The organism is Kitasatospora sp. NPDC034533 (assembly GCF_055575155.1).
This window is the reverse complement of the sequence record NZ_JBVITE010000034.1, coordinates 1-11,314: the sequence shown is the minus strand read 5'-3', so window position 1 is coordinate 11,314 and position 11,314 is coordinate 1. Positions and strand designations below refer to the sequence as shown.

At 74.7% G+C, this 11,314-nt stretch carries 12 protein-coding genes; 8 read left to right on the top strand and 4 right to left on the bottom strand.

What is annotated here, in order from left to right; genetic code table 11:
* The first annotated feature begins 98 nt into the window (after positions 1-98).
* The 7 genes from ACZ55U_RS22755 to ACZ55U_RS22725 all read left to right on the top strand — a co-directional run bounded on the left by ACZ55U_RS22755 (position 99) and on the right by ACZ55U_RS22725 (position 6,765).
* Positions 99-1,046, top strand: a complete 948-nt coding sequence (locus tag ACZ55U_RS22755) for a GNAT family N-acetyltransferase (protein ID WP_465528321.1) — start codon at positions 99-101, stop codon at positions 1,044-1,046.
* Positions 1,047-1,205: 159 nt separating this feature from the next.
* Positions 1,206-2,216 carry an MBL fold metallo-hydrolase gene (locus ACZ55U_RS22750; RefSeq protein ID WP_465528319.1) on the top strand — a complete coding sequence of 337 codons (1,011 nt, stop codon included), beginning with the start codon at positions 1,206-1,208 and terminating at the stop codon, positions 2,214-2,216.
* A gap of 84 nt (positions 2,217-2,300) precedes the next feature.
* Positions 2,301-4,157: an ATP-binding protein gene (locus ACZ55U_RS22745; protein WP_465528317.1), complete on the top strand. Its 1,857-nt coding sequence runs from the start codon at positions 2,301-2,303 to the stop codon at positions 4,155-4,157.
* A complete protein-coding gene (locus ACZ55U_RS22740) occupies positions 4,154-4,585 on the top strand; it encodes a roadblock/LC7 domain-containing protein (RefSeq protein ID WP_465528315.1) in 432 nt (143 codons plus the stop codon). Before ACZ55U_RS22745 ends, ACZ55U_RS22740 begins: the two co-directional genes overlap by 4 nt.
* Complete coding sequence (locus ACZ55U_RS22735) at positions 4,582-4,932, top strand: DUF742 domain-containing protein (RefSeq protein WP_465528313.1); 351 nt, start codon at positions 4,582-4,584, stop codon at positions 4,930-4,932. Before ACZ55U_RS22740 ends, ACZ55U_RS22735 begins: the two co-directional genes overlap by 4 nt.
* Before the next feature lie 82 nt (positions 4,933-5,014).
* A complete protein-coding gene (locus tag ACZ55U_RS22730; protein WP_465528424.1) occupies positions 5,015-5,575 on the top strand; it encodes a GTP-binding protein in 561 nt (186 codons plus the stop codon).
* Positions 5,572-6,765, top strand: a complete 1,194-nt coding sequence (locus ACZ55U_RS22725) for a cytochrome P450 (protein WP_465528311.1) — start codon at positions 5,572-5,574, stop codon at positions 6,763-6,765. The genes ACZ55U_RS22730 and ACZ55U_RS22725 overlap by 4 nt, the downstream gene beginning before the upstream one ends.
* Before the next feature lie 47 nt (positions 6,766-6,812).
* Here ACZ55U_RS22725 and msrB read toward each other — a convergent pair whose 3' ends face one another.
* From msrB to ACZ55U_RS22705, 4 genes are all read right to left on the bottom strand, one after another.
* Positions 6,813-7,217, bottom strand: coding sequence for a peptide-methionine (R)-S-oxide reductase MsrB (gene msrB / locus ACZ55U_RS22720; RefSeq protein ID WP_380455163.1), 405 nt, complete (start codon positions 7,215-7,217; stop codon positions 6,813-6,815).
* Positions 7,218-7,241: 24 nt separating this feature from the next.
* Positions 7,242-8,630 carry a UDP-N-acetylmuramate--L-alanine ligase gene (murC, locus tag ACZ55U_RS22715; protein WP_465528422.1) on the bottom strand — a complete coding sequence of 463 codons (1,389 nt, stop codon included), beginning with the start codon at positions 8,628-8,630 and terminating at the stop codon, positions 7,242-7,244.
* A gap of 131 nt (positions 8,631-8,761) precedes the next feature.
* Positions 8,762-9,223: an indole-3-glycerol phosphate synthase gene (locus ACZ55U_RS22710; RefSeq protein ID WP_465528307.1), complete on the bottom strand. Its 462-nt coding sequence runs from the start codon at positions 9,221-9,223 to the stop codon at positions 8,762-8,764.
* 56 nt (positions 9,224-9,279) lie between these two features.
* On the bottom strand, positions 9,280-10,065 hold the full coding sequence (locus ACZ55U_RS22705; RefSeq protein ID WP_465528304.1) for a pyrimidine reductase family protein: 786 nt from the start codon (positions 10,063-10,065) through the stop codon (positions 9,280-9,282).
* Between the two features lie 70 nt (positions 10,066-10,135).
* On the opposite strand from ACZ55U_RS22705, the gene zapE reads away from it, so the two are divergent.
* On the top strand, positions 10,136-11,212 hold the full coding sequence (gene zapE / locus ACZ55U_RS22700; protein WP_465528302.1) for a cell division protein ZapE: 1,077 nt from the start codon (positions 10,136-10,138) through the stop codon (positions 11,210-11,212).
* Positions 11,213-11,314: the final 102 nt, after the last annotated feature.

Below are 11,314 nucleotides of genomic sequence, written 5' to 3'. Positions count from 1 at the left end.
CTTTGGTCCCGAGCGCGGACCGTCCCCGCAGGTGGGGAGCCCGAGCGGCGGGAAAACCGGAGGCGCCGGGCGCACGGGCGCGGCTAGCGTGGGCGGCCATGACTCCTTCTGTGACGATCCGTGACTTCCGGCCCGGCGACGCCGAGGCCGTGGCCGCGGCGCACCGGGCCGGCCGCGGGCACCTGGTGCTCTCCGCCGAGGCCCTGCTCTGGCAGAACGCCCAGCCCGGCTCCGCCGAGCACTTCCGCACCTTCGTCGCCGAGCTGGACGGCCGGGTGGTCGGCGCGGCGCGCTGCGGGGTGGTGCTCGGGACGACGACCGCCGGGGTCGGCCACGCCAACGGCAGCGTGCTGCCCGAGTTCCGGCGGCGCGGCGCGGCCACCGCGCTGCTGGCCGCGGTCGACCGGCACCTGGCCGCGCACGGGGTGACCGAGCTGCACACCTGGCTGGACGACGAGCCCGCCTCGCTGGCCTTCGCCACCGCGCGGGGATACGACCTCGGCCGCACCATGCGGTTCGCCGGCCGGGACCTCGCCCTGCCGCTGCCGCCGGCGCCGGTACCGCCGCCCGGCGTCGAGCTGCGCCCGGCCGCCGACTGGGCGGACGACCCGCACCCGCTGTTCCTGGTGGAGGAGGACGCCGTCCAGGACGAGCCCGGCAGCGAGGTGCCGATGGACGCCTACGCGTACCAGGACTGGCTGCGCGACGACTGGAACCGGCCGGACCGGGACGGCGCGCTGAGCGTCGTCGCCGTGGTGGACGGCCTGCCGGTCGCGTTCAGCATGGTGCGGACCGACGGGGTGGACCGCTACTGGTCCGCGTTCTCCGGCTGCCGCCGGGAGTTCCGCGGCCGGGGGCTGACCAAGCTGGCGAAGCGGGAGTCGCTGCGGCTCGCCGCGGCGGCCGGCTACCGGTACGCGTACACCAGCAACGACACCACCAACGGGCCGATGCTGGCGATCAACGCCTGGCTGGGGTACGAGGCCTGCGCGGGGGAGCGCAAGGGTGTCCGGCAGGTGAAGCGGGTTCGGGGAACGGACATCTGACGACCCCTCCGGAGTCCGCGCGGCCAGGGGGACTTCGGCCAGATGCGGTCCAGACCACGCGGGATGAACCGGGGCAGTCCCGGGCGCTTCGGGCGTTAAGTGGCTTGAACCGTAACAGTTTTGCTCCGGCACTGGCACAGCATGGGCATAATCGCGCACATGACGATCAACCGTGCGAACGTGAGCGCGATTGCCGAGGACCTGTACGTGTGGCTCCCGCCGAAGCGCGGCTGGGGCCTGGCCAACTGCGGACTGCTGGCCTCGGAGACCACCGCGCTCTGGATCGACACGCCGTACGACCCCTCGATGGCCGGGGAGTTCCTGGCCGCGAGCCGGCGGCTGCTGCCGGACGGGGTCGAGGTCGACCGGGTGGTCGTCACCCACGCCAACGGTGACCACCTGTGGGGCGCCGGGGTGCTGCCGGACGCCGAGGTGATCGCCACCCGCGAGGCGCTGGAGCACATCCACTGGGAGCCCACCCCGCAGCAGCAGCACGGCCTCGTCACCAACAGCGACCCGGACTCGCCGCTCGGCGGCTACCTCCGGGAGCACTTCGGCCGGTTCGACTGGTCCACCACCGAGCCGGTGCGCCCCGACACCGTCTTCACCGGCGAGCTGGAGCTGACGGTCGGCCGCCATCCCGTGCGGATCACCAGCCTGCCCGCCGCCCACACCGGCGGCGACCTGATGGTCCACCTCCCGCACCAGCGCGCGGTGTTCACCGGGGACGTGATCTTCTCCTCGACGCCCGAGCAGCCCGGCGACCACCCCTCGCACTGGGCCGGACCGCTGGAGAACGTCATCGGCGCCTGCGAGCAGGCCCTGGCCACCGGCGCGGAGATCTTCGTGCCCGGCCACGGCCCGGTGCTCGGGCGCGAGGGCGTCCGGGAGCACATCGGCTACCTCGCGTACGTCCGCGACCGCGCCCACGCCCTGCACGCCGCCGGGATCCCCGCGCTGGACGCCGCCCGACGGGTGATCGCCGAGCAGCGCCACCCCGAACTCGGCCTGCCCGAGCGGCTGGTGCTGACCATCGCCGCCGAGTACCGGCACCTGGACGGCTCCGAGGCCCCCGGTGTCCTGGAGGCCATGAGCCAGGTCGCCCTGGTGGCCCGGGAACTGGCCGAGGACGGCGCCCGCCTCCCGCGCCCGCGCGCCCGGCGGACCTGACCCCGCCCGCTCCACCGGCCCGATTCGGCCGCCCCGCCCGATCCGGCCGACCGGCTCAACCCGCAAGCACCCCCGAGGACTTCGATGACGCAGATCGCGCTGATCGTCCTGGCGCTGGTCGCCGCCGTGGCCACGGCCGTGCTCGCGCGCGGCCGGACCGCGGCCGTGGCCCGGGCGGCCGCCGCCGAGACCGCGCTCGGCCTGGGGGAGGAGCGCGCCCGGGCCGCCGAGGGCAGGCTCGCCCGCGCCGAGCAGCAGCAGCGCGAGGCGCAGGAGGCCGCCCGGCGCTCCGCCGAGGAGGCCCGGCGGGCGGAGGAGCGCACCCGGGCCGCCGAGAGCAGCGTCCGCGAGGCCCAGGAGGCGGCCCGGCAGGCCCAGGCCACCGTCCGCGAAACCATGCAGCAGAGCGCCGCCGCCACCGACCGGGCCGAGCGGGCCGAACACGCCCGCGCCGCCGCCGAGGCACGGGCCGCCGCGCTGCTCGCCGAGATCGGCCACCTCGCCCAGGAGCGGGTCGCCGCCACCGCCGTACGGCTCACCCACGCCAACGCCCCGCTGGTGGGACCGCTGGACCCGCAGGCGGTCGGCCCCGAGGCCGTCCGGGCGCTCCAGGCCGTCCTGGACGCCGCCCACGCCGCCCTCGCCGACGAGCGCGAACGGGTGGACGCCGCCGCCCGTGCCGCCATGCGCGGCGCCACCTCCCGGATCCAGACCCTGCTGTACCAGATCCAGAGCCTGGTCCAGCAGCTCCAGCACGAGAACGACGACCCCCGGCTGCTGGAGGTCGACTTCCGCAACGAGGTCGCGCTGCGCCGGATCCAGACCATCGCGGTGCTCTGCGAGGCCTGGCCCGGCCTGGCCCGCACCGACTCGCCGCTCGCCGAGGTGGTCGTCGGCGCGCTCTCCCGGGTGCCCGGCTACGCCCGGATCAAGGTCGCCAACCACCTGCGCGAGCAGCGCCTCGCCGTGGTGGCCCGGGCCGCCGAGCCGGTCGCCGTCACCATCGCCGAACTGCTCGCCAACGCCACCGCCTACTCCCACCCGGAGACCGACGTCCCGGTCACCGTCCAGCAGGGCGGCCGCGGCGCGCTGGTGATCATCGACGACAGCGGCATCGGCATGGACGAGGACCAGCTGCGCCGCGCCCGCCGGCTGCTGGCCGGCCCGCCGGACATGCTGCTCACCGAGCTCGGCAACCCGCCCAAGACCGGCTTCGCGGTGATCGGCAAGCTGGCCCGCCAGTACGGCTTCTCGTGTCACATCGAGCCCTCGCCGTACGGCGGCATGCGGACCATCCTGCGCATCCCGGCCGCGCTGGTGACCGTCGTGGCGGACGAGCAGCCGCTCTCGGTGCTCACCCCGCTGCCGCTGCGGGCCGGCACCGGCCCGGCCCCGGCGCCCACCGTCGCGGCCGTCCCGCCGATGCGCGACGCCGACGAGCAGGACGGCCCGAGGCTCGCCGACCGCCACAACCGGCCGGGCCCGCGCCCGGCGCCCGCCATCCGCGTGGTGCCCGACCCCGTCGCGGACGGCCCGGTCGCGGAACCCCCGGCCGACGGCTCGCCCGCCGCGGACGCCGCCGCGGCCGACGCACCCGCGTCGGACCCGGCCGCGCACGACGACGGCACCGGACTGCCCACCCGGCGCCGCCGCCGTCCGCTGGCCGCCGCGGAGCCGGCCGCCGCGGCACCCGCCCCCGCCGCCCCCGGACGCACCCCCGAGCGGGCCGCCGCCCACTGGCAGGCGCTCCAGCGGGGCACCGACTCCGGCCGGGCCGCCGTGGCCCGGGCCGCCGACCAGGACGCCGCCGGCGCCGTGCCCGGCAACGGCGGCGGCACCACCGGCACGACCGGCAGCAGCAGCACCCCCGGTGACACCACCACCGACCGCGACCCCGGTGCCCCGAGCACCGGTAGGACCCCAGAAGGAGCCGAGCAGTGAGCAGCACGCCCAGCCCGACCACCACCGACGAGATCTCGTGGGTGCTGACCCCGCTGCTGGAGCTGCCCGGCGTCCTGCACGCGGTCGTCGCCACCGGGGACGGCCTGGTCGAGGGCGCCTCGGACGGCCTGGAGCGGGCCTCCGCCGAGCGGGTCGCCGCGATGACAGCCACCGTGCACGCCGCCGCCCGCGCCTTCACCACCGCGTTCACCGACGCCGAGCGGCCCCGGCTGGCCCAGACCGTGGTGGAGTCCGACCTCGGCTACGCCATCGTGGTGCCCGCCGGGGAGAACACCTCGCTCGCCGTGTTCACCTCGCCCGACGCCCAACTCGGCAACGTGGCCTACCAGATGCAGCTACAGGTCGCCGCCCTCGGTCGCGCGCTCGCGAGCCCGACCCGGCGGCAGGACGACGACGGCCGGTCATGACCGCCTCCCGCAGGCGGATGGTCCCCGCCTACCTGGCCACCGGCGGCCGCAGCCGCCCCGGCAGCAAGGGATTCGAGCGGCTGACCGTGCTGTTCGCCGACCGGGCCGACCCGCCGGAGGCACTCGAACCCGAACACCGCCGGCTTTGGGAACTGCTGCGCCCCGGCGCGCTGACCGTGGTGGAGGCCGCCGCGCACCTGCGCCTGCCGGTCAGCGCCACGGTCTTCCTCGCCGCCGACCTGGTCGAGGCGGGCTGCCTGCACGCCCGCGCGCCGATCCCGCGCGCCCAGCAGACCGACCGCTCCATCGTCGAGAGGCTCCTCGTTGGACTCCGTGCGCTCAGGTGACCCGGCCGCCCGGCCGGACCCGGACGACCAGACCGGCCGGCCGGGCCGGGTCGGCTACCTGCCCGACCAGGACCAGACACTGATGAAACTGGTGGTGGCCGGCCCGTTCGGGGTCGGCAAGACCACCCTCATCCGCACCCTCTCCGAGATCGCCACCCTGCACACCGAGGAGGCGATGACCGAGACCGGACGGCCGGTGGACGACCTGGCCGGCGTGCCCGGGAAGTCGACCACCACCGTCGCCGTCGACTTCGGCCGGCTCACCCTGCCCGGCAACGTCGTGCTCTACATGTTCGGCACCCCCGGCCAGCGCCGGTTCTTCCCGCTCTGGCAGGACATCGCGCGCGGCGCCCTGGGCGCCCTGGTGCTCGCCGACACCCGCCGGCTGGCCGACTCCTTCGAGATCATGGACATGGTCGAGGAGCAGGGACTGCCGTACGCCGTCGCCGTCAACCGCTTCCCGGACACCCCGGACCACCCGGTCGAGGTGCTGCGCACCCACCTGGACCTGCACGCCAGCACCCCGCTGCTGCTCTGCGACGCCCGCGAGCGCGACAGCAGCCTGGACGCCCTGATCGCGCTGGTCGAGCACGTCCTGGACGCCCTCCCCGAAGCCCAGCCCGCCACCCCGGAGAGCCCGTGACCGTCGAGCCCCGCCCGACCCCGATCCACGGCCCGGTCTTCGCCGCCGATCCGCAGCCGGTCTACGAGCGGCTGCGGCGCCACGGCGCCACCGCCCCGGTGGAGCTCGGGCCCGGCGTCGAGGCCCTGCTGGTCACCGACTACCAGGCCGCGCTGGACCTGCTGCGCGACACCGACACCTTCTCCAAGGACTCCCGGCTCGCGCGGCACGAGCTCCCGCCGGACTCCCCGCTGCTGCCGATGCTCGGCTACCGCCCGACCGCGCTGTTCAGCGACGGCCGGACGCACGCCCGCTACCGGGCGGTGATCACCGACGCCCTCGCGCTGTTCGAACCGCACCGGCTCCAGCGCCAGGTCGCCGAGACCGCGCACCGGCTGATCGACGGCTTCGCCTCCGTCGGCCACGCCGACCTGATCGCCGAGTACTCGCGCCGGCTGCCCGCCTTCGCGCTGACCACCTGGTTCGGCGTGCCGCCGGAGCAGCGCGAGGAGGTGGTGGGCGCGATCACCGGGCTGATCGAGTCCACCGAGGAGGCGGGCATCTCCTACGGCAAGCTCCTCGCGGTGGTCACCGCGATGGTCGCCGAGCGGCGCGAGCGCCCCCGCAACGACCTCACCTCCTGGTACGTCACCCACCCGGTCGGGCTGGACGACGACGAGGTGATCCGGCAGATCACCCTGACCCTGATCGCCGGACACGAGCCGACCACCAACCTGATCGGCAACGCCCTGCTGCGCCTGCTCACCGACGCCCGCTACGCCGGCTCGCTGTTCGGCGGCGCGATGACCGCCCACCAGGCGATCGACGAGGTGCTCTGGCACGAGCCGCCGATGGCCAACTTCTCGGCCCACTACCCGCGGTACGACATCACCTTCCACGGCCGCGAGATCAAGGCGGGCACGCTGCTGCTGGTCTCGTACGCGGCCGCCAACTCCCAGGCCGCGCCGCCGGCCGAGGACGGCGGGCTGCGCAGCGGCGAGAGCGCCCACCTGGCCTGGGCGGCGGGCCCGCACGCCTGCCCGGCCCGGGACCCTGCCCTGCTGATCGCGATCACCGCCATCGAGCAGCTGGGCAGCCGCCTCAGCGACCTCGAACTGGCCACCCCGGCCGAGGAGCTGGTCTGGCGCCCGGGTCCGTTCCACCGGGCCCTGCTGCGCCTGCCGGTCCGCTTCCAGCCGGTGGAGGGGTAGCAGCGGGCCCGGGCGCCGTACGGTGCCCGGGCCCGCCGCCGTCCGCGCTACTCGGCCGGCTTCAGCGTCAGCGAGACGCTGTTGATGCAGTACCGCTGGTCGGTCGGGGTGCCGTAGCCCTCGCCCTCGAAGACGTGGCCGAGGTGGCCGCCGCAGCGGGCGCAGCGCACCTCGACCCGGCGCATGCCGAGCGAGTTGTCCTCGATGTACTGGACCCGGTCCCCGGCCAGCGGCGCGTAGTAGGACGGCCAGCCGCAGTGGCTGTCGAACTTGGTCTCGGAGCTGAACAGTTCGGCTCCGCAGGCCCGGCAGCCGTAGACGCCGACGGTCTTGGTGTCGGTGTACTCACCGGTGAACGGGCGCTCGGTGCCCGCCTCGCGGAGCACGTGGTACTCCTCGGGGCTGAGCTGGGCGCGCCACTCGGCTTCGGTCTTCTCGATCTCGTAGCTCATCACGGGCTCCCGGTTCGGGGTACGTCAGACGTTGGAGGCAACGTTCGCGAGGTGCCGCAGAATTTCGGGGCCCAGGTTGGTCACGTCGCCCGCGCCCATGGTGAGCAGCAGGTCGCCGGGGCGGGCGAGGCCGGCCAGCAGGGCGGGGGCGGCGGCGAAGGAGTGCTCGGCGGTGACCTCGGCGCCGGCCCGGCGGGCGGCGTCGACGATCAGCTCGCTGGTCACGCCCGGGATCGGGTCCTCGCGGGCCGGGTAGATGTCCAGCACCACCGAGGCGTCGGCCAGCGCCAGGGCCGCGCCCATCTCCTCGCTGAGCTGCTGGGTGCGGCTGAACAGGTGCGGCTGGAAGACCACCAGCACCCGGCCGCCGCCGGTCAGGCCCTCGCGGATCGCCTCCAGGTCGGCGGTCATCTCGGTGGGGTGGTGGGCGTAGGAGTCGACCACCTGGACCCCGCCGGCCTCGCCCTTGAGCTGGAGGCGGCGGCGCACGCCGGTGTAGGCGCCGAGCGCTTTGGCCAGGTCGGCGGCCGGGACGCCCAGCGCGACGCCGGCGGCCAGCGCGGCCACCGCGTTGTGGGCGTAGTGGCGGCCGGGCACCGAGACGGTGAAGGACAGCTCGGCGCCGTCCAGCAGCACCGTGACCTCGCTGGTCATGCCGTGGGCGACCACCGAGAGCACCCGCAGGTCGGCGTCCTCGGCGGAGCCGACCGTCACCACGTTCAGGTCCTCGCGGCCCGCCACCCGGGAGGTCAGCTCGCGGGCGCCGTCGTGGTCGGCCGAGACCACCAGGGTGCCGCCGGGCACGATCCGGCCGACGAAGGTCTCGAAGGACTCGTGGATCTCGTCGATCGAGGCGTAGTTGGCGTGGTGGTCCAGCTCCACGTTGAGCACGATCGCCACCTCGGGCGCGTACTTGTGGAAGCTGCGGTCGCTCTCGTCCGCCTCGGCGACGAAGATCTCGCCGGCGCCGTGGTGGGCGTTGGAGCCGGGCGCGTCGAGGTCGCCGCCGATCGCGTAGGACGGGTCCAGGCCCAGTTCGCCGAGGGCGACGGCGAGCATGCTGGTGGTGGTGGTCTTGCCGTGGGTGCCGGCCACCGCCAGCGCCCGGCGGCCGCCCATCAGCGCGGCCAGCGCGTCCGAGCGGTGCACCACCGGGATGCCGCGCTCGTGGGCGGCGACCAGCTCCGGGTTGTCGGCGCGGATCGCGCTGGAGACGACCACGCTGCTGGTGCCGTCCGGCACGTGCTCGGCGGCGTGGCCGACGTGCACGGTGGCGCCGAGGGCGCGCAGCGCGAGGACGGTCTCGGACTCCTTGGAGTCGCTGCCGGAGACGCTGGCCCCGCGCACGGCGAGGATCTTCGCCAGGCCGGACATCCCGGCGCCGCCGATGCCGATGAAGTGCGGGGCGTGCAGGTCGTGCGCGGCGTCGTTCAAGGCGTGGCTCCGTACGGGCGGGGACAGACAGGTCGGGCGGACGGGCCGGAGGACGGAATCGTCCTCGCGGGCGGGCCGCAAGGACGATTCTGCACCACCGCCGGGCGAGGCTAGGAGTCGCTGGCGAACAGCCTGAGCACCGGGACTCCCACCTTGTGCCGGGCCTGGGAGGCCCAGTCGCGGTGGAAGAACTCCTCCACGAAGTGCGGCGAGGTGAGCACCACCACCTCGTCCGCCCGCTGCTCCTCGACGACCGCGCGCAGCCGCTCCAGCGGCTTGTCCTCGACCAGCTCGCCCACCGCCTCGGCCCCCGCGGAGCGCAGGTGGCGCAGGCTGTGCTCCAGCGACTCGGTGGCCACGGTCGGTCCGCTCTCGGACTCGTCGTGCTCGTGGACCACCTTGTCGAGGTGGCCGAGGGCGACGTCGTCGAGCGCCCGCAGCAGTTCGTCCTGCTTGCCGCGCGGCTGCATCAGGACGACGAAGGACACCTCCTCCTCGCCGTGGAGCGTGGTGACGAGTTCCACGTCCGCGTCGGAGAGAGCCTTTTCGATCATCAGTACGGTCTTGAACACGTGAGTCCTTCCAGTGGCCGGCCCCCGGGCCCCGGCATCGCATAACGGGATCGCGATCAGGGGGTCACGGGGTCGTCCGAGCCCAGGTGACGCAGGTAGCGGGTGAAGAGGAATCCTTTCTGCTCGATCAATGAGACCAGCCGCATCCGCTGCACGTCCGGCATTTGCCCGGCGTCGAGGATGCGCGGCGCGTCGCCGGCGGTGAGCAGCGGGGCCAGCGACAGGCACAGCTCGTCCAGCAGGCCGGCCGTCGCGAGCTGCCCCAGCAGGCGCGGGCCGCCCTCGGTCAGCAGCCGGGTCCAGCCCCGCTCGGCCAGGGCCGCCACGGCCAGCCGCAGGTCCACCGAACCGGTGCCCGCGAGCACCACGTCGGCGACCTCGGCGACCTCCCGGCGGCGCTCCTCGGCGCAGTCCTCGGTGGTGATCACCACCGTTCTGACCAGCGGCTCGGTGAACAGCGGCGCGGTCAGGTCCAGCTGGAGCGAGCGGCTCACCACGGCGATCGCCGGAGCCGGCGCCTGGCCGGCCGCCGTCCGGGCCGCCGCGAACTCCCTGCGGGCCCGGGCCGGCCGGTAGCCCTCGGCGCGGACGGTCTCCGCGCCCACCAGTACCACGTCCGACAGCGCCCGCAGCACCCCGAAGATCCGCTTGTCGGCGTCGCCGGACAGGCCGTCGGACAGCCCGTCGAGCCTGGCCGCGCCGTCCAGGCCGGCCACCATGTTGGCGCGCAGCCAGGGGCGTCCCCGATTCACCTGTTCGGGGTACGCGTAGACGGCGGCGAGCGACTCCAGGGCGGCCGGATCGGCGAACCGCTCACCCAGCGGGCTGATCAACTGTTGCATGCCCTCAGTCTTCCACCGCGGCGGGCGGACCGTTCGGACGGCGTACCGGGCAGGCGTACCCTCTACTGATGTGCCCGCAGCCTCCAACCCCTCGACCGAGCCGATAGCCGCCGCGAACGCGCCCGGCTCCCCGATCGCGCTCACCGACCGCCGCCCCGTCGTCCCCGCCGAGCGGCTGGTCGCCGAGATGGTCCCGCCGCCCCGGTTCGCCGAGGTGAGCTTCGGGACGTACATCCCGGACCCGACCCAGCCGAGCCAGTACGAGGCCGTCCAGGTCCTGGAGCAGTTCGCGGCCACACTCACCGGGGGAAACGGTTCCGCACCCAAGCGCGGCTGGTTCCGCCGCTCCGCCCCGGCGCCCACCGGCCCGGCCGGCGTCTACCTCGACGGCGGCTACGGCGTCGGCAAGACCCACCTGCTCGCCTCGCTGTGGCACGCCGCCCCCGGCCCCAAGGCCTTCGGCACCTTCGTCGAGCTGACCAACCTGGTCGGCGCGCTCGGCTTCCAGCAGGCCGTGCGGACCCTCTCCGGGCACAAGCTGCTCTGCATCGACGAGTTCGAGCTGGACGACCCGGGCGACACCGTGCTCGTCTCCACCCTGCTCGGGCGCCTGGTCGACAACGGCGTCAAGCTGTGCGCCACCTCGAACACCCTGCCGGAGAAGCTCGGCGAGGGCCGCTTCGCCGCCGCCGACTTCCTGCGCGAGATCCAGGGCCTGTCCGCCCACTTCCGCCCGATGCGGATCGACGGCCAGGACTACCGCCACCGCGGCCTGCCCGCCGCCCCGCCGCCCTACACCGACCAGGCCGTCGAGGCCGCCGCCGCCCGCACCCCCGGCGCCTCGCTGGACGACTTCGACGCCCTGCTCGCCCACCTCTCCGCCGTCCACCCCAGCCGCTACGGCGCGCTGCTGGACGACGTCACCGCGGTCTGCCTGCGCGGCGTCAAGCAGGTCGACGACCAGTCCACCGCGCTGCGCCTGGTCGTCCTCGCCGACCGGATGTACGACCGCGAGCTGCCGATCACCGCCTCCGGCCTGCCCTTCGACCAGGTCTTCCCCGAGGAGATGCTCCGCGGCGGCTACCGCAAGAAGTACCTGCGCGCCATCTCCCGCCTCGTCGCCCTCGCCCGCGACAGCGCCTCGTAGGGCCCGCTTGATGCTCCTATGGGTTGTCAAGCGGTGGTGAGCCAGTCTCGGTAGGCGTTGGCGAGGTCGTCGTCTCGTCGGATTCCGCGTTCGAGGGTGGAG